Below are 17,610 nucleotides of genomic sequence, written 5' to 3' on the forward strand. Positions count from 1 at the left end.
GGCTCACTCGCCGCGGTACAGCTCGCGCTTGTCGATATAGCGCACGACTCCGTCCGGCACCAGGTACCAGATGGGGTCGCCCTTGGCGACTCTCGCACGGCAGTCCGTGGAGGAGATGGCCAGGGCGGGAACCTCCACCAGCGAGACGCCGCCCTCCGGGAGTCCGGAGTCGTCCAGGTGGTGGCCCGGCCGGGTGGCCCCGATGAAGTGCGCGAGGGAGAACAGTTCCTCGCTGTCCCGCCAGGTGAGGATCTGGGCGAGCGCGTCGGCGCCCGTGATGAAGAAGAGGTCCGTGTCGGGGTTGAGCGCGCGCAGGTCCCGCAGGGTGTCCACGGTGTAGGTGGGGCCGCCGCGGTCGATGTCGATGCGGCTCACGGAGAACTGCGGGTTCTCGGCCGTCGCGATGACCGTCATCAGATAGCGGTCCTCTGCCGGGGAGACGCTGCGGTGACTCTTCTGCCAGGGCTGGCCGGTGGGGACGAACACCACCTCGTCGAGGTGGAACGCCGCTGCGACCTCGCTGGCCGCCACCAGGTGCCCGTGGTGGATCGGGTCGAAGGTGCCGCCCATGACGCCGAGGCGGCGCTTGCCCGGCTGCGCGGGGTTCTTCCCCGGGCCGTCGATCTGGCGCGCCACCGCGGCGGCACGGCGGGGCTCCGAGGGTCGCTCGGTGCCGCGCGCCGTGTCCTGTGCCGGGTCGTGCGGCGTCTCGTTCGCCGGACCGGTAGGCATGTCCTGCTCTCCCATGCGTGCAGACCCTACCGGCCCTGCCTGAGGGCTCCGGCCGCCCCCGTGGTCCCCGGGGCCACCCCGCACGGGGCGCCGTGCCGGGCTCAGCGGTCGCGGTTGAAGCGGGTGGTGATCCACAGCAGGAGCAGCAGGATGAAGAGAGCACCGCCACCGGTGAGGTAGGGGCTGAGGCTCTCGTGGTTTCCGCCGTGCTCCTCGCCCTCGGCGGCGAGGGTGACCAACTGGGCAGCGGTGCTGTGGAAGCTCATCTTCGGCAGGACCTATCGCGTGTGGGCGGGATAAAGACGTCGGCTCATCGTAAGCGGGCGCCTCGACCGCGATCACGCCGACTCCGCCTCATCGGGCCGCGGGCGGTGGTGCGCGGCGCCGCCCGGCCCGGTCCCGGGGCCCGGCGGGGGAACCTTCCCGGTGACTCAGTCGTCCTTCCGTCTGTAGCCACGCAGCAGGAACCACCCGGTCAGCACGCATCCCACGATCATCACGAGGAGAACGACCCGGAGCACCCCCGGCCCCCCGTGCCGGTCGGCGGCGGTGGCGGCCTCGGCGAGCCAGGCTGCTGCGGGGTGGCGCTCCATGGCGGTGGTCTCCTTCGCTGTACTGCCCGACCACCGTAACTCCGCCTAGGCTGGGCTCTGCCTCGGGGAAGCAAAGGGCCGCACAAAGGGCCGCAAAGGCCACACAGACGCATGGGGGAAGACATGTCCGACGGCCACGAGCACACCGGGCACGAGCACGTGCCGAGCAGGCAGCGCAGGCGCTTCCCCGGGATCTCCTCACGTACCTACGAGCACCCGGCCGACCGCTCCGCCCTGGTGGCGCTGCGCAGGCTGAGCGGGTTCGACACGGTGTTCAAGGCGCTCAGCGGCCTGCTGCCCGAGCGCAGTCTGCGGCTGCTGTTCCTGTCCGACTCGGTGCGGGTCTCGGACCAGCAGTTCGCCCATCTGAACGTGATGCTGCGCGACGCCTGCTACATCCTGGACCTGGAGAAGGTCCCGCCGATGTACGTGAACCAGGACCCGCAGCCGAACGCGATGTGCATCGGGCTGGACGAGCCGATCATCGTCGTCACGACGGGGCTCGTCGAGCTGCTCGACGAGGAGGAGATGCGGGCGGTCGTCGGGCACGAGGTCGGGCACGCGCTGTCCGGCCACTCGGTCTACCGGACCATCCTGCTGTTCCTGACCAGCCTCGCCGTCCGCGTCGCCTGGATCCCGCTGGGCAACCTCGCGATCATGGCGATCGTGACCGGGCTGCGCGAGTGGTTCCGCAAGTCGGAGCTGTCCGCGGACCGGGCCGGCCTGCTGGTCGGGCAGGACCTTCAGGCGTCCATGCGGGGCCTGATGAAGATCGCGGGTGGCAATCATCTGCACGAGATGAACGTGGACGCGTTCCTCGAGCAGGCCGAGGAGTACGAGGCCGGGGGCGACCTGCGCGACTCGGTGCTGAAGATCCTCAACGTGCTGCCGCGCTCCCACCCGTTCACCACGGTGCGGGCGGCCGAGCTGAAGAAGTGGGCCGAGTCGCGGGACTACCAGCGGATCATGGACGGCCACTACCCGCGGCGCGACGAGGACAAGGACACCTCGGTCCGGGACTCCTGGCGGGAGTCGGCGAACCACTACACGACCCATGTGAAGAGCTCCAAGGACCCGCTGATGAAGCTGGTCACCGACCTCGCCGGCGGCGCGGGCGACCTGGGCGACCGTGTCCGCCGCGGCTTCGGCGGCTTCACGAACCCGTCGCAGAAGCCGCCACAGGGCCAGGAGAACGGCCCGGAGAACGGCTCGTCGCAGGCCCCGGGGGACGACCAGCCGCCGCGCGACGGCGGGTGAGTCACCAGCCGGTCCACGGAGCCCGCACAAGCCCGCCTCACACCTTCGGCTGCGCGCTGGTCGCCAGCGAGCCGCACAGGGCCGTGGCGCTGCCCGTGGCGTAGGGGTCGGTACCGGCGGGGCCGCCTTCCTTGGCCGTCTGGCCGGCGAGCAGGGGGCGCAGGTGGTGCGTGGAGTCCTCGGCGCAGGAGAGCGGTCCGGCCTGGACGTAGGAGACGACGAGCTGCGCCTGGTGCAGGCGCAGGTCGTCGCGGTCGAAGCGGAAGTGCAGCTCGCGGCGGACGGTGAACAGGGACGCCTCGGTCTTGTCGTCCGCCCCGGCCGGCCGCAGCGCGTACACGAACGTATGGTCCGCGGTGACCTCGAGCGTGGACGAGTCGGTCTCGGCGGCCTGCAGCGTGCCCTGCGCCCGCACCCGCCGGTCGGCCAGCTCCGCGCGTGAGGGGTCGAAGCGGACGAGCCAGCCGGTGGGCGCGTGCCGGCCGTCCGCGGTGGGGCGGGCGAAGCTCTGGTCGAACTGGTCCAGTTGGCCGGGGTCGAGCAGGACCCGGACGGCGCGCACCTCACCGCCGGTGAGCACCTCGGGGTCGAGGGCGGAGCGGACGATGTAGTCCTTGGCGGTGCTCAGGGCGGTCACGACCTGGCTGTCCGAGAAGTGCTCAGTGCGGCGCGAGGCGGGCAGCGGTACGCCCTCCGCGCCGGACTTGAACTGCGCGGCCGGGCTGTGCTCGTACAGATAGGCCGTGTCGGCCGTGCCGGGCACCTTGCCCTCGGGGACGAGCGGGATGACGGTCATCCGCAGGGGCTCGACGGACTCCCGGGCGGCGGGGCTCTGGTACGGGTGCCGGACGCCCATGTAGATCGCGGTGCCGAAGGCGACGGCGATCAGGAGGACCAGGACCAGCGCCTGCCGGGACAGGCCCCGGCGCAGGGGCGGGCGGCGGCGCACGGCGGGCGCGTGGTCGGCCATGCGCTCCTGCGCGGAGAACTCCTGGAGGCGGGCAGCGCGGACGAACGACTCGTCGAAAACGACGGATCGGTACTCGTCCTCTCCACCTCCGGGAGCGCCCTCGGGCCCCTCAGGTGGGTCTGCAGGCCCGCCCATATCTTCAGGGTAGGTCTCCGGAAGGTCGGGTAAACGCCCTGCTCCACCACAACTTCTGACAGGTTCTCACCCCTACGGGCGGGTTCCGGTCAGGGGTTGCGCGGGATCACCGAGATGGCAGGCTGGGAGTGGTCGGCGGAGGCCGAGGGAGTTACTCCGCTGCCTTGCTCCAGCCCGGTCGAGGCGGGCGGTGGGGCGGGTTCCTGGCGACCGGAGTTCGCGCCCCGGTAGACCGCCGTGAAGGCCAGCGCGACCATGCCGACGCCCATCACGAGGGCGAGGACCCAGGCGACGGGACGGTGCCAGCGGACCTGTTTGGCGTACGGGCCCGTGCCGTAGTGGTCCTCGAGGAGGTCGGGGTCGTCGAACTCGTCCAGGTCGGGATCATGGCCGAAATCGCCGGGTCCGTCGGTGCCGTACCCGTCGTCGTACCGCTCGCCTCTGGAGTGGGCGCGGCGCGCCTCCGCCTCGGATGCCTCGGCTCTCGCCTGTGCCGCGGCCAGGAGGCGCTCCACGGCGGTCGGCTCGTGCACCACGGCCGCGCGTACGAAGGCCTCGTCGAAGACCACGGAGGCGAACTCTTCGTCCGACACCCCGCGGTCGTGGTCGTCGTCGGGCTCCCGGCCGTCCGGAAACGGCGTGCCCCCCACGTCCTCCGGCACGGTTCCAGAGTAGACCTGGGGGGTCAATTTGGGCAGACGGTATGGAAATTCATCCACCCGTTGAGACGGCGTTCACAGGGTGCCGCACGGCGCGCGCCCGGCCGGTCCGCCCCTGCCGCGCGCATATGCGCCCGCACGGTTATGCGGCCGCGCGCATGACGCCTTAGGCCGTTCGTGGCTCAGCGCCGTCCGTGGCTCAGCGCCGTACGTGCCCGTCGCCGGTGACGATGTACTTCGTGCTGGTCAGCTCCGGCAGGCCCATCGGGCCGCGGGCGTGCAGCTTCTGGGTGGAGATGCCGATCTCGGCGCCGAAGCCGAACTGGCCGCCGTCGGTGAAGCGGGTAGAGGCGTTGACCGCGACCGTGGTCGAGTCGACCAGCTGGGTGAAGCGGCGGGCGGCCTGCTGGGAGGTCGTGACGATGGCCTCGGTGTGGCCGGAGGTCCACAGCCGGATGTGCTCGACGGCCTTCTCCAGCGAGTCCACCACGGCCGCGGCGATGTCGTACGACAGGTACTCGGTCTCCCAGTCCTCGGCCGTCGCCTCGACGACGGTGGCCTTGGAGCCCTTGGCGTAGCCCTGCACGCGCTCGTCGGCGTGCACGGTGACCCCGGCCTCGGCGAGCGCGTCCAGCGCCCGGGGCAGGAACTCGGCGGCGATGTCCTGGTGGACGAGGAGGGTCTCCGCGGCGTTGCAGACGCCGACCCGCTGGGCCTTGGAGTTGATCAGGATCTCGACGGCCATGTCGAGGTCGGCGGCGGCGTCCACGTAGACGTGGCAGTTGCCGGTGCCGGTCTCGATGACCGGGACGGTGGATTCCTGGACGACCGTGTTGATCAGGGAGGCGCCGCCGCGCGGGATGAGCACGTCGACCAGGCCACGGGCGCGCATCAGCTCGCGCACGCTGTCACGGCTCTCGCCGGGCACGAGCTGGACGGCGTCGGCCGGCAGCCCGGCCCCGCCCACGGCGTCGCGCAGGACGCGCACGAGGGCGGCGTTCGACTGGTAGGCCGAGGAGGAGCCGCGCAGCAGGACCGCGTTGCCGGACTTCAGGCAGAGGGCGGCGGCGTCGACGGTGACGTTCGGCCGGCCCTCGTAGATGATCCCGACGACGCCGAGCGGCACGCGGACCTGGCGCAGGTCGATGCCGTTGGGCAGCGTGGAGCCGCGCACGACCTCGCCGACCGGGTCGGGCAGCGCGGCGACGTCGCGCACGTCGGAGGCGATGGCGCGGACCCGCTCGGGGGTGAGCGTGAGCCGGTCGATCATGCCCTCGCTGATGTCGGCCTCGCGGGCCTTCGCGACGTCCTTGGCGTTGGCCTCCACGATCTCGCTCGTACGGACCTCCAGCGCGTCGGCGATGGCGAGCAGCGCGTCGTCCTTCTCGGCCCGCGGCACCGGAGCGAGGCTCGCGGCGGCGGCCTTGGCCCGGTAGGCGGCCTGGGTGACCGGGGTCATGGAGTCGTACGGCGAGAGCGTGGTCATGGGGGAAGCGTAGTGCGCCGGGCCGGTCGGTTCATCGTTCGTTCCACACCCCGAGACACGCTTTGGACCGGGGCGGGACCAGGTCAGAACGGGTGGACTCCGACCGGCGAGGCGGGTGGTGGGCCGTACCCCTCGGCGATGCGCTGGTGGTAGGTCACGCGATCGATGACCTCCAGGCCGACGATCTCCCAGGGCGGCAGGCCGGCGGTCTGCCGGTGCTCGCCCCACAGGCGCAGGGCGACGGCGGCCGCGTCGTGCAGGTCGCGGGCCTCCTCCCAGTAGCGGATCTCCGCGTGGTCGACGGCGTATCGGCTGGTCAGGAAGAAGGGATGGTCGTGGGCGAGCTGCTCCAGGGCGCGCCGGACCTCCTTGAGCGGGGCCTCCTTGCCGGAGACGCTGAGGGTGACGTGCCACAGGCGCGGGGTGTCACCGGGTTCCTCGCCCTTGAGCCGGTCCCCGGCCGCCTGGAACCGGTCCCCTGCCGCCACACTCGTCAGGGCGCGCTCCTCACCGGCCGCGCGGGAGCCGGCACCACCACGGGACAGCGCGGCCCCTTGGCGTACTCGTCTCACGACGGCCTCCTTTGCACAGTGGCGCTGCTGGCGAAATGTCCCCGGGGAACGCGTCCCCGATACAAAGTTGAGCAGGCCACAAGAGATCGCGTGGTGGTTTTGCGGAACGTCCACCACCGGGGGCGGATGTTTCGGCCTATTACGGGTGCAGAACTACCAGGTCGTCCCTGTGTACGACCTCGCGTTCGTACGCGGGTCCGAGCTCGCGGGCCAGTTCGCGGGTCGACCGGCCGATCAGCCGGGGGATCTCCTTGGCGTCGAAGCTGACGAGCCCGCGGGCCACCGCGTGTCCCGTGGCGTCCCGCAGCTCCACCGGGTCGCCGGCGCTGAACTCGCCCTCGACGGCCGCGATGCCGGCCGGCAGCAGTGACTTGCGGCGCTCCACGACGGCCTGGACGGCACCGTCGTCCAGGGTGAGCGCGCCCTGCGGGGTGGAGGCGTGCTGGAGCCACAGCAGCCGGTCGGCGGAGCGCTTGCCGGTGGGGTGGAAGTAGGTGCCGGTGTCCTGGCCGGTCAGGGCGTCGGCCGCGTGGACGGCGCTGGTGAGGACGACGGGGACACCGGCGGCGGCCGCGATCCGGGCGGCCTCGACCTTGGTGACCATGCCGCCGGTGCCGACGCCGGCCTTGCCCGCGCTGCCGATCTCGACGCCGGCCAGGTCGGAGGGGTCGCGCACCTCGGCGATGCGGGAGGTGCCGGGCTTGCCGGGGTCGCCGTCGTAGACGCCGTCCACGTCGGACAGCAGCACCAGCAGGTCGGCGTGGACGAGGTGGGCGACGAGGGCGGCGAGGCGGTCGTTGTCGCCGAACCGGATCTCGTCCGTGGCGACGGTGTCGTTCTCGTTGACGATCGGGAAGGCACCCATCGCGATCAGCTTGTCGAGGGTGCGGGAGGCGTTGCGGTGGTGGGCGCGGCGGCTCATGTCGTCGGAGGTCAGCAGCACCTGGCCGACGCGGACGCCGTAGCGGGCGAAGGAGGCGGTGTAGCGGGCGACCAGCAGGCCCTGGCCGACACTGGCGGCGGCCTGCTGCCGGGCCAGGTCCCGGGGGCGGCGGCGCAGGCCCAGGGGGGCGAGGCCCGCGGCGATGGCGCCCGAGGAGACCAGGACGATCTCCCGTTCCCCGCCGCTGCGGACCTTGGCGAGCACGTCGACCAGCGCGTCCACGCGGTCCGCGTCCAGACCGCCCGACGCGGTGGTCAGCGACGAGGAGCCGACCTTGACGACGATCCTGCGGGCCTCGCCCACGCCCTGTCTTGCCCCTGCCACGTCGCCGCCCGTCCCCTCACGTCGTTCCGGTCCTCACCAGGAAATCTACGGGACCCGTGGGGGAGGGCGCGGAGCCGGTCCACGCTACGGACGGTGCAGGGAGGGTCACGGGAGGACGAGCGCCCCCCTGATCCCGTCCCACCCCAAGACAGGAGGGCGATATTCCGCTACGGTCCGGCGGCACAGCGGTCCGGCAGTCGCCCTCCTCGCTTCCTCGACACGCGCGTGTCGTCCGGAGGTCGCCGTGCGTTAACCCGGACGGCCGACCTGCGCCGACCCGACGCTCCTGGAGTGACCGCAGTGCCCGTACCTCTCCCCCGTCCGCCGGCCCTGCTGAAGGGGCTGGTCACCGTCGTCCTGGCCGCCGCGTTCGCCGCTCAGGCGGTCGCGGCGCTGCTGCCCCACGTACCGCTGCTGCTCGTCGCGACCGCCGTCTCCCTGGCCACCGAGGGTGCCCTGCACCGGTGGCAGCGCGGGGTGCTGTCGCTGTTCGCCAAGTCGCACGCGGACATCACCGTGCGGCACGTCCTGCGGGACCTGCTGCTGGTCGTGGGCCTGCTGCGGCTCGGTGAGCAGGACCGGGAGACGGTGTACGCGCCGCTGGTGGCCGGGCTGCTCACCTTCTACGCGCTGCACTGCGCGATCCAGGCGGTCTCCGTGCTGGTGCGCCGTACCCGCACCCTGCCGGTGGTGACGCGGAACATCGACGCCTCGGCGCTGCGGCTGTCCCCGGCCCCGTCCGTGCTGCTGCGCCGCCCCGGCCACCGGCTGCTGGTGTTCGGCCTGCCGGCGACGTCCGGGCTGCTGGCCGCCGCCGGGGCCGACGAACCCTGGTACGCGGCGGCGGGCATCGCGCTCTCCGTCGTCCTGTCGCTGGCCGGCCTCGGCGCGCTGCTGTTCCGGCTGCTGCCGGGACGCCGTCCGGCCGGCGAGCAGGAGGTGCTCGACTGGTTCGACGGGTGGCTGGCCTCGTACCGGCCCACCGTCGGCCTGTACTTCTCGGGCGGCGTCTCCTCGGCCTACCAGGTGAACATGTGGCTGGAGCCGCTCGCCCGGACCCACGGCCGGCCGGTCATCGTGCTGCGCGAGCGGTTCATGGTGCAGAAGATCGCGGCGACGGACATCCCCGTGGTGTGCCTGCCGAAGGTGTCGACGCTGATGCGTCTGGAGCACTCCACGCTCCAGGTCCTCATCCACCCGTCGAACTCCGGCAAGACCTCCCAGGTGCTGCGCATCCCCACGATCAAGCACACCTTCGTCAACCACGGCGAGAGCGACAAGCTGTCCTCGTGCAACCCGTACGCGAAGGCGTACGACGAGGTGTGGGTGGCCGGGCCCGCCGCGCGGGAGCGGTACGCGCTGGCCGAGGTGGGTGTCGAGGACAAGGACGTGGTGGAGACGGGCCGCCCGCAGCTGGACGCCGTACGGCCGGCCTCGGTCCGACCGTCCGGGCCCGGCGGCAAAGGCGCTGAGGGACGCGTCACGACGGTCCTCTACGCGCCGACCTGGGAGGGCTGGGACGGCAACCCCGGCAACACCTCGGTGGTCGCGGCCGGTGAGAACCTGGTGCGGGCGCTCCTCGCGGACCCGGGCGTGCGGCTGCTCTACAAGCCGCATCCGCTGACCGGGTCGGTGGACCCGCGCGCGGGCGCGGCCGATCTGCGCATCCGGCAGCTGATCCGGGTGGCCAACCGGGAGCGGACGTGCGCGCGCGTCCCGGACGACGCGGAACTCGCGCGGTGCACACGGGAGCTGGACCGGCTCACCACGGCCGACTTCCGCGCCGGGGCCGACACGGTGGAGCGGATGCTGGTGCAGTCGGCGCCGGATCCGGGCCGGGCCGAGGCGGTGAGGCGGGCGACGGCCGCGTGGGAGGAGGCGTACTGGGCCTCGCTGCCGGAGGGGGAGCACCAGGTCGTCACGGACGCCCGGCCGACGCTGTACTCCTGCTTCAACGCGGCCGACCTGCTGATCAGTGATGTGTCGAGCGTGATCAGCGAGTTCCTGGCGAGCGAGAAGCCGTACGCGGTGGCGAACACCAGCGGGTTGCCCGAGGAGGTGTTCCGTACGGCGTTCCCGACGGTGGCGGCGGCGACCGTGCTGACGCCGGACGCGGCCGGGGTGCCCGCTCTGCTGGAGACCGTCCGGCACCCGGAGAAGGACGCGCTGGCCGAAGCCCGCGCCGAGCTGAAGCTGCGCCTGCTGGGTCCGGCCGACCCGCCGTCGCAGCAGCGCTTCGACGCGGCCGTACGGGCGCTGTGCGCGGCGGCCCGGGATCACCGGGCCCGGATCGCGGCGCGTCTGACGGCGGAGCGGCCGACGGCGGACCTGCCCGGGCAGCGCACGGAGACCACCAGCGACGGCGCGGGACTGCCGGTGGTCCCGACCGCACCCCACTGACCGACCGCACTCCGCTGACCGACGGCACTACGCGACGACGAGACGACGGCGGGGCCGGGGGACCACGATCCCCCGGCCCCGCCCGGTGTTCACACCCCGCCGACCCCGCCGGGGCTCACGCCGCCGGCCGTACCTCACGGGACGTCAGCACGCGGCGCGCCTTGCGCACCGCCCGGCGTACGAGGGTGTCGACGCCGCCCTCGCGGTAGCCCGGGAAGGCGCGGGCCTCACGGGGCTCGGCGAGGTAGACCGCGTCGGGGACACCCGCGGCGCGGTCGCGGAAGTACGGGTAGGCCAGGTAGACACGGCGGCCCTTCTTCTCCAGGAGGGCGGCCGCCTGCTTCTTGGCCTTGACGAACGTGACGACCTCCGGCAGCAGTTCGGGACGCTGCTCGGCGACCAGGTGCAGCCGCAGCCGCTCGTGGACCTTGAGGCGCTGGGCGACGCCCTCCGTCCAGTAGGTGTCCATCAGCGGCTTGGCCAGCTCGAACTTGTGCCGGCGTATCTCCTCGCTGTCCGTGAGGTACTTGGGCCCGAACTGCGGCAGCAGGGTGACCAGGAAGGGCCGGATCATCAGCTGGTCGCGCCGGGCGCCCGCGGGGACGAGTTCGGCGATGAGGCGCATCAGGGCCCGCGCGGAGTCGAACCGCAGGGTGTAACTGCCGCTCTTGGTCACGTGCTTGCCGTCGTCGCGGCCGACCAGGTAGTAGCAGGTGTGGTCGGCGACCACGGAGACACCGTCGGCCCGCAGGTACGCCTCCATCGTGAACAGCGCGTCCTCGCCGGTGAACAGCGACTCGTCGAACCGCATGCCGTGCCGGTCGAGCAGCTCGCGGCGGAACAGCTTCTGCGCGCTGAGCGTGAACTTGATGTTGGACGAGAAGACGTCCGTGCGCTCCAGCGTCTTGCCCCACATGGACTTCGGCGCGGAGCGGTTGACGCCCTCGACCTTGCCGAGGACGACGTCCGTGCCGGCGCGGTCGGCCATGCCCACCATGCGTTCCAGGGCCTCGGGGCCCAGTCGGTCGTCGGCGTCGAGGAAGAAGACGTAACGTCCCGTGGCCTTGGCCAGGCCGACGTTGCGCGGGCCGCTGGGGCCGCCCGAGTTCTCCTGCCGGACCACCAGGACGTGCATGGGAGCGCGCTCGGCGAACTCCTCCAGGTACTCGCCCGTCCCGTCCGTCGATCCGTCGTCCACCGCGATGACCTCGACGCGCTCCGGATCGATGGTCTGCGCCTCGACGGAGGAGAGGCACTCGATCAGGTACGGCATCGCTTCGTACGCCCCGATGATCACACTCACATCAGGTTGCGCAACGGTCACGTCGTTTCCCCCTAGTCAACAGGATATTCCCCCTGTATCGCCTCATTCACTACCTGGAAGACGGGTGACCCGGGCAAGCGGTTGCCTCAGTCACACGTGTTAGTGAGTCACCTCACATGGTGAATCGACAGAAACAGGAAAAACGAAAAGGCCCGACCCCCGAGGAATACGTTCCTCGGGGGCCGGGCCCTCAATTCGGCGGGGTGGTCAGCCCGTTCCGACACCGTCCGTGTCACCGGCCGCGGACACCCGCTGCCCGGGCACGGCGTTGGCCAGCTCGGCCTCGGCGGTGGCCGCCGCGGCCCGTGACTCCTGACCGACGTTGCGCGTCTCGGCCTTGAGCGCCAGGTTCGCGACGGCGGTGTTGAACTGGTCCAGCGAGGTCGGCTCGTCCGGGCCCAGCAGGTACTGCTTGAGCTCCTTGCGGTCCTCGGCCAGCGGGTCGGCGGCCGGGTCACGGACCGCGCCGAGCAACTCGCCCAGCTCGTCGGCGCTGTTGGACAGGATCACCGCGGCACGCACCGCGGTGTTGTTCCGCTTGAACTCCTCGACACCCACCCCCGCGGAGTCGGTGACCGCGTAGGGCTTGCCGCTCGCGATGAAGTCGGAGACCACGCTGGAGATGTCGGAGACCATCGCGTCGGAGACGTTGAAGCAGTCGTACAGGCGCGGCTGGGCGCCGGTGATGACGCGGTGCTCCCAGGTGGGGAAGGAACGCCAGTAGGCGTCGTTCCACTCGGCGCGCAGCCGGGCGACCTCCTCGTGCCGGGCGACGTCGACCAGCCCGTCGCGGGTGGCCTCGGCCTCGTCGCGCCGGTCGCCGCCGGAGCCGGACAGCTCCGCGAGCCGGGCCTCGATCCGGGCCAGCTCGGTCTTGGCCTGCGCCTGGGCGGCCGTGTCGGGGGTGAACCGCGTGTCGATGGCGCGCCCGGCGGCGGCCTTCTGCACCAGGGCGGTGATGCGCTGGTGGGCGGCCTTGGCCTCCTTGCTGACGTTGCCGGTGAACGGGTGCGGCTTGTACAGGACGCGGACCGGCGGGTCGGCCTGCACGAGCTGCTGCACGATGTTCTCGCCGGCCAGCACGACCGAGGTGTTGCCCGGGTTGCCGTCCCAGCCCTCCCAGGTGGGGGCGTACAGGACGGTCGGGATCCGTCCGTCGGGCACGCCCTGCCAGGTCTGGATCGGGGCGAGCTGCGGGCGGCCGACCTCGACGATGTCCTCGTCGCGGACACCGACGTCGGCGATGGCGTACCGGTCGCGGCCCGCGCGGCCGGCGGTCCACACCTCGTCGTAGACCTTGCTGTACGGGTTGACGCTGGCGAGCTTGTCGCTGTCGCCGTGGCCGATGAAGACGTGCTTGATGGTGGGCACGCGCAGCATGTGGATGTTCTTGCCGACGTTCGCCGCGTAGAGCGCGACACGCACCGTGGACAGGTCCAGGTTCATCAGGTGCACCCCTCCGGGCACGCAGATGACGGGGACCGTGGTGGGCGCCAGGTTGTTCAGGATGGCCCGCTCACGCAGGATGATCAGCGGCTTGGAGTCCAGGTTCTCCATGGTGTCCAGCCACATGTTGACCTGGTACGCGGAGTCCTTGGAGCCGGAGAAGTACAGCACCGTCTCCGGCTGGTACTCGGCCAGCCAGTCGTCGACGGCCGCCAGGACGACGTCGGCCTTCGGCGGGATCCTCCGGCCGCGCACGAACGGCACGAGCGCCAGGACGTACAGGGTGGCCAGGACCACCGTGATGCCGATGCCGATGAAGCCGACGAGGGCCGACTTCACCTGGGCGGCGAGCAGGATGCCGGCGACCGCCGCGAGGTCGAGGTGCAGCATCTTCTCGGCGGAGCGGTGCAGCAGCCCGCGCGGCGGGGCGTCCGGGATGCGGATGCGGGACTTGAGGTCGACGTTGCGCGTGGCGACCGGCATGCGGCGGCGGTTGCGGATCAGCTGGACCAGCGCACCGTGCGGGGCCTGCAGACCGTAGAAGGCGATGAAGCAGGCGATCGCCCCGTAGTAGATCAGGTTGTCCGCGAGGGACAGCCGGGCCAGCAGCAGGACGAGCAGCAGCTGCCGGATCAGGAAGCGGATCGACAGGCCGGCCCGCACCTTGCCGAGGCGGTTGATCAGGTAGCTGCCCTTGCGGTGCAGATAGTGGTCCGCCAGGTACGTCACGGCGGCCGCTGCCGCGAAGGCGGGGACGCTCGGGACGAGCGCGGCCAGCATGAGGGCGGGGAAGCCCGCCACCATGAGGACCGCCGCGGCCAGCTCGGCCGCGCTGCCCACCCGGGCGACGCGAATAGCGGTGGATATCACGGAGAAACCTGCTCTTGGGAGGGGTGTGCCGGTCTTGGTTCGAGAATGCGGCTGGTCTGTGAATATTCGCTTGGGGTATGGATTCAGGCCCCTGCGAACACTCCTGTTGACGAAACCCGTTAACAGGAGGGCGCAGAGGCCTGAATTACTGAAGTCTATTTGGCGCCAATTATTACACGCCGTCCTGCCGGTCCAGCACCGTCGCCAGTGCCTGCTCGAAGCCGGAGGCCCGGGCCGCTCCGGCGGTCGGGTCCTGCTGGCGGACGTCGATGACGTGGCCGGTCAGCTCGGAGAGCAGCACGTCGAGCGAGGTGCGGGCCACGGCCTCGGAGGACAGCAGCGAGCCGGCCGGCTCCTGGCCGAAGGCCTTGGTGCGCATGGGGGTGGCGGTGCGCTCGGGGTTGATGCAGTTGACGCGGACGCCGTCGCCGGCCCACTCGTCGGACAGCGCCTGGGTGAGGTTCACCATGGCGGCCTTGGTCGAGGAGTACAGGCTGTACTCGGCGCGACCGCGGGTGTAGCTGCTGGAGGTGTACAGCAGCAGCTGGCCCTTGGTCTCGGACAGGTACTTGTACGACGAACGGGCGATCTGCACCGGGGCCAGGTAGTTGACCTTCAGCGCCTCCTCGATGGTGGCGTTGTCGGTCTCGGCGAGCTTGCCTATGCGCAGCACGCCGGCGGTGTTCACCACGTAGTCGATGCGGCCGGTCTCGGCGTAGGCCTTGGACAGGGCGTCGTCGACCTCCTCCGGGTTCTCCACGTGCGTGCCGGTGGTGGAGCGGCCCAGGGCGTAGACCTTGGCGCCGTAGGACTCGGCGAGCTCGCCGATGTCCTTGCCGATGCCGTAGGAGCCGCCGAAGACGACCACGGTCTTGCCGGTGAGGAGCTCGCGGTAGGCCTCCTCGGAGACCTGCTCGGGCGCGGCGGTGGAGGCGAGCTGGAAGAGCTTATCGGCGATGAAGACGTCGACGGGCTGGGTGACCTTCATGTTGTACTCGTCACCCGCGACGACGTGGATCGGCACGTCCGGCAGGTACTTGAGCACGACGGAGCAGTCGTCGGTGGCCTGGAAGTTGGGGTCGCCGGCGGCGACCTCGTAGGCCCGCTTGATCGTGGACAGCTTGAAGGCCTGCGGCGTCTGGCCGCGGCGCAGCCGGGAGCGGTCCGGGATCTCGGTGATGAACTCGCCGTCCTCGCCGTGCGTGCGCGTGACGATGATGGTGTCGGCGGAGGGGATGGCCACGTCGACGGCCTGGTAACGCTCCAGCGCCACGACGCAGTCGTCGATGACGCGCTGCGACAGCAGGGGGCGCACGGCGTCGTGGAAGAGGACGTTGGCGTCCTCGCCCTCGGCCAGGCCCTCACCCAGGGCGGCGATGGCGCGCTCGGTGGTCTCGTTCCGCGTGGAGCCGCCCTCGATGACCCTCGAGACCTTCTTGAATCCGGCCTTCGCGACGATCTTCTCGACGTCGGGCACGTAGCCCGGCGCCATCAGCACGATGATGTCGTCGATCGAGTCCGTGTTCTCGAAGGTGGTCAGCGTGTGCTCGATGACTGCCTTGCCGGCGATCTTCAGCAGCTGCTTGGGGATCGACAGACCCACCCGCTGACCGGTGCCACCGGCCAGGATCACTGCGGTGGTACGGGGCTTGGCTATGCGCTGGGACACAGGTGACCTACCTTGGGGCGACAGGGAACTTCGAAATGGTCCCACTTCGGGTTACCGCAGTGCAAGGTGAGCGACCTCTGCCGCATATGTGCGCGCAACCTGTCATTCACCTCCCACTCCTGGTGATTGGTGAGACGGTTCCGCGGGCCTCCGGGAAATGCGCTGTGAGTAACTCCACAGGAGCTCAGCGACGTCGGAGACGCTTGGGACAGCGGTGCCCGAGGACCTTCACGAGTTCCTTGGACGATGTCTGGTGCACGGTACGCGCTTTGGCGCTGCGGGCCGCATCGGCGTGTGCTCCGTACAGCGTCGGCCCCTCCGTACGGCGGCGGCGGGGCGGTGGCAATACCGCTCGTCCGGCGTCTCCTTCAGCGTCTCATTGCCGCGGAATTCCTGGTCAAGATTCCGCAGCATTTCGGTCTCGGCACGGTAAGGGAACGATTCGCCGTGGGACGAGCCGAGAAGAGCCCGGGACCCGGACGGGTCCCAGGCTCTCGCGCCGTCAACCGAGAGGGGTCAGACGACCTCGACGCCCGGCCGGCCCGCCTCGACCCTCAGCCGGGCCAGCGTGCTCGGCGTCGCGGTGGGCTGCCGCACGGTGTCGACCACGCGCACCTGCGCGTCGATGCCGTCACGGCGGACGTCGAACAGGTGGTAGCCGCGGTGCGCGTCGAGCAGCTTCCAGTGCGGGTTGTCCGGCCGCCGCGGGTCCCACTCCTTGCGGAAGGCCTCCTGGTCCTGGTCACCGTTGCTGGAGATGGAGGTGCCGACGAACTCGGCGCCGACGACCCCGGAGTCCGGGTCGGCGTAGTCCTCCTTGAGGTCGCTGATCATCGTCAGGTGCCGGTCGCCGGACAGCACGACCGGGTTGCGGACCTGCTGGAACTCCTGGAGGAACCCGTTGCGCTCGGCCTGGTAGCCGTCCCAGGCGTCGTAGAACCAGAGCTTGCCCTCGCCGACCTGGAGGTCCGTCTCCGCCATCATGATCTGCGAGGCGATCAGGTTCCAGCGGGCGGGCGAGTCCTGCAGCGAGTTCAGCAGCCACCGCTTCTGCTGCGCGCCCAGCATGGTCAGCGAGGGGTCCTGGGCGCCGGCCTGGCTGGTGGCCTGGTCGCTGCGGTACTGCCGGGTGTCCAGGACGTTGAGCCGGGCCAGGCGGCCGAACTCCAGGCGGCGGTACATCCGGATGTGCGGGCCGTTCGGGACGGCGGTCGCACGGACCGGCATGTGCTCGTAGTACGCCTGGTAGGCCGCCGTCAGCCGGGCCACGAAGGCGTCGTGCGGCTGCTTGTCCGGGTCCTGGGGGATCTCGCCGGCGAAGTCGTTGTCCACCTCGTGGTCGTCGAAGCTCACCACGAAGGGCGCGTGCGCGTGCATCGCCGCGAGGTCCGGGTCGGTGCGGTACTGGGCGTACCGGTTGCGGTACTGGGCGAGGCTGAACGGCTCGCCGGTCCCCTCGTGCCGGCGTACGGCCGTCGCCGACGGGGTGGACTCGTAGATGTAGTCGCCGACGAACACCACGACGTCCGGGTCCTGCTCCAGCATGTCTGCGTATGGCGTGAAATAGCCGTGCTGCCAGTTCTGGCAGGAGGCGAGGGCCATGCGCAGGGAGCCACCGGAGCTGGACGGGTGGGGCGCGGTGCGGGTGCGGCCGACGGGTGAGAGCTGGCCGCTGGTGCGGAAGCGGTACCAGTAGACGCGGTCCGGGCGCAGCCCGCGTACGTCCACGTGAACGCTGTGCCCGTACTCGGGCCGGGCCTGGGCGGTGCCGCGGCGGACGAGCTTTCTGAACCGCTGGTCCTCCGCGAGCTGCCACTCCACGGGCACCACCCGGTCGGGCATGCCGCCGCCGTTCAGCGGGTCCGGGGCGAGCCTGGTCCACAGGACGATGCCGTCCGGCAGTGGGTCACCTGAGGCGACGCCGAGGCTGAACACACCGTCGGGCAGTGGCGTCTCGGCAGCGTGCGCGGCGGCGGGAAGCCACAGCTGGGCGGAGGCCGCGGCACCGAGCACGGCGGCGCCGGCGGTCAGGAAGCGGCGTCGGTCGGGGGAAACTGCTCCGGTCATCAGGTGACTCCCTTACCTCGCTGGCCACTTGGACTCTGGGAAGCTTCACGTTCGCGGGCGGTCCGCCCGCTGAACGCCGGGGTTCACGTACATGACAACTAAGCAGACAAAAAGAGACTCGCCGCCAGCACCGGAACAAGCCGTTGCTGGGGCGAGTCTGACA

General features: G+C 71.0%; 14 protein-coding genes. 2 read left to right on the forward strand and 12 right to left on the reverse strand.

Going from position 1 to position 17,610, the window contains the following annotated elements; translation table 11 throughout:
* Positions 1-3: 3 nt before the first annotated feature.
* From nadD to SSQG_RS41795, 3 genes are all read right to left on the reverse strand, one after another.
* The gene (nadD, locus tag SSQG_RS12840; RefSeq protein WP_003990191.1) at positions 4-747 is read right to left on the reverse strand and encodes a nicotinate-nucleotide adenylyltransferase; all 744 of its coding nucleotides are present in this window, start codon (positions 745-747) and stop codon (positions 4-6) included.
* Positions 748-833: 86 nt separating this feature from the next.
* Positions 834-998 carry a hypothetical protein gene (locus SSQG_RS41790; RefSeq protein WP_003990192.1) on the reverse strand — a complete coding sequence of 55 codons (165 nt, stop codon included), beginning with the start codon at positions 996-998 and terminating at the stop codon, positions 834-836.
* Between the two features lie 165 nt (positions 999-1,163).
* Positions 1,164-1,325, reverse strand: a complete 162-nt coding sequence (locus SSQG_RS41795) for a hypothetical protein (protein ID WP_003990193.1) — start codon at positions 1,323-1,325, stop codon at positions 1,164-1,166.
* 123 nt (positions 1,326-1,448) lie between these two features.
* Between SSQG_RS41795 and SSQG_RS12855 the strand changes: the two genes are divergently transcribed.
* A complete protein-coding gene (locus SSQG_RS12855) occupies positions 1,449-2,582 on the forward strand; it encodes a M48 family metallopeptidase (protein ID WP_039932532.1) in 1,134 nt (377 codons plus the stop codon).
* Between the two features lie 37 nt (positions 2,583-2,619).
* On the opposite strand, the gene SSQG_RS12860 is transcribed toward SSQG_RS12855, so the two are convergent.
* The 5 genes from SSQG_RS12860 to proB all read right to left on the reverse strand — a co-directional run bounded on the left by SSQG_RS12860 (position 2,620) and on the right by proB (position 7,650).
* Positions 2,620-3,687: a hypothetical protein gene (locus tag SSQG_RS12860; RefSeq protein ID WP_003990195.1), complete on the reverse strand. Its 1,068-nt coding sequence runs from the start codon at positions 3,685-3,687 to the stop codon at positions 2,620-2,622.
* Positions 3,688-3,776: 89 nt separating this feature from the next.
* Positions 3,777-4,376: a hypothetical protein gene (locus SSQG_RS12865; protein ID WP_039932534.1), complete on the reverse strand. Its 600-nt coding sequence runs from the start codon at positions 4,374-4,376 to the stop codon at positions 3,777-3,779.
* A 169-nt stretch (positions 4,377-4,545) separates the two neighbouring features.
* Positions 4,546-5,832: a glutamate-5-semialdehyde dehydrogenase gene (locus SSQG_RS12870; protein WP_003990197.1), complete on the reverse strand. Its 1,287-nt coding sequence runs from the start codon at positions 5,830-5,832 to the stop codon at positions 4,546-4,548.
* A gap of 83 nt (positions 5,833-5,915) precedes the next feature.
* On the reverse strand, positions 5,916-6,404 hold the full coding sequence (locus SSQG_RS12875) for a hypothetical protein (protein WP_039932536.1): 489 nt from the start codon (positions 6,402-6,404) through the stop codon (positions 5,916-5,918).
* A 139-nt stretch (positions 6,405-6,543) separates the two neighbouring features.
* Positions 6,544-7,650, reverse strand: a complete 1,107-nt coding sequence (proB, locus tag SSQG_RS12880; RefSeq protein ID WP_039932538.1) for a glutamate 5-kinase — start codon at positions 7,648-7,650, stop codon at positions 6,544-6,546.
* 321 nt (positions 7,651-7,971) lie between these two features.
* On the opposite strand from proB, the gene SSQG_RS12885 reads away from it, so the two are divergent.
* Positions 7,972-10,071: a hypothetical protein gene (locus SSQG_RS12885; protein WP_039932540.1), complete on the forward strand. Its 2,100-nt coding sequence runs from the start codon at positions 7,972-7,974 to the stop codon at positions 10,069-10,071.
* A gap of 115 nt (positions 10,072-10,186) precedes the next feature.
* On the opposite strand, the gene SSQG_RS12890 is transcribed toward SSQG_RS12885, so the two are convergent.
* The 4 genes from SSQG_RS12890 to SSQG_RS12905 all read right to left on the reverse strand — a co-directional run bounded on the left by SSQG_RS12890 (position 10,187) and on the right by SSQG_RS12905 (position 17,447).
* The gene (locus SSQG_RS12890; protein WP_003990201.1) at positions 10,187-11,395 is read right to left on the reverse strand and encodes a glycosyltransferase family 2 protein; all 1,209 of its coding nucleotides are present in this window, start codon (positions 11,393-11,395) and stop codon (positions 10,187-10,189) included.
* Between the two features lie 207 nt (positions 11,396-11,602).
* Positions 11,603-13,711, reverse strand: coding sequence for a hypothetical protein (locus tag SSQG_RS12895; RefSeq protein WP_003990202.1), 2,109 nt, complete (start codon positions 13,709-13,711; stop codon positions 11,603-11,605).
* Positions 13,712-13,883: 172 nt separating this feature from the next.
* The gene (locus SSQG_RS12900; protein WP_003990203.1) at positions 13,884-15,380 is read right to left on the reverse strand and encodes a bifunctional cytidylyltransferase/SDR family oxidoreductase; all 1,497 of its coding nucleotides are present in this window, start codon (positions 15,378-15,380) and stop codon (positions 13,884-13,886) included.
* Between the two features lie 516 nt (positions 15,381-15,896).
* A complete protein-coding gene (locus SSQG_RS12905; RefSeq protein WP_039932544.1) occupies positions 15,897-17,447 on the reverse strand; it encodes an alkaline phosphatase D family protein in 1,551 nt (516 codons plus the stop codon).
* Between the last annotated feature and the right edge of the window lie 163 nt (positions 17,448-17,610).

This window comes from Streptomyces viridochromogenes DSM 40736, assembly GCF_000158955.1.
Taxonomy (GTDB): Bacteria; Actinomycetota; Actinomycetes; order Streptomycetales; family Streptomycetaceae; genus Streptomyces; species Streptomyces venetus.

Excerpts from the sequence above, each read along its gene's own strand:
- nadD (WP_003990191.1), bottom strand. The coding sequence starts at position 747 with ATGGGAGAGCAGGACATGCCTACCGGTCCGGCGAACGAGACGCCGCAC.
- SSQG_RS41790 (WP_003990192.1), bottom strand. The coding sequence starts at position 998 with ATGAGCTTCCACAGCACCGCTGCCCAGTTGGTCACCCTCGCCGCCGAG.
- SSQG_RS12905 (WP_039932544.1), bottom strand. The coding sequence starts at position 17,447 with ATGACCGGAGCAGTTTCCCCCGACCGACGCCGCTTCCTGACCGCCGGC.
- SSQG_RS12855 (WP_039932532.1), top strand. The coding sequence starts at position 1,449 with ATGTCCGACGGCCACGAGCACACCGGGCACGAGCACGTGCCGAGCAGG.
- SSQG_RS41795 (WP_003990193.1), bottom strand. The coding sequence starts at position 1,325 with ATGGAGCGCCACCCCGCAGCAGCCTGGCTCGCCGAGGCCGCCACCGCC.
- SSQG_RS12860 (WP_003990195.1), bottom strand. The coding sequence starts at position 3,687 with ATGGGCGGGCCTGCAGACCCACCTGAGGGGCCCGAGGGCGCTCCCGGA.
- SSQG_RS12870 (WP_003990197.1), bottom strand. The coding sequence starts at position 5,832 with ATGACCACGCTCTCGCCGTACGACTCCATGACCCCGGTCACCCAGGCC.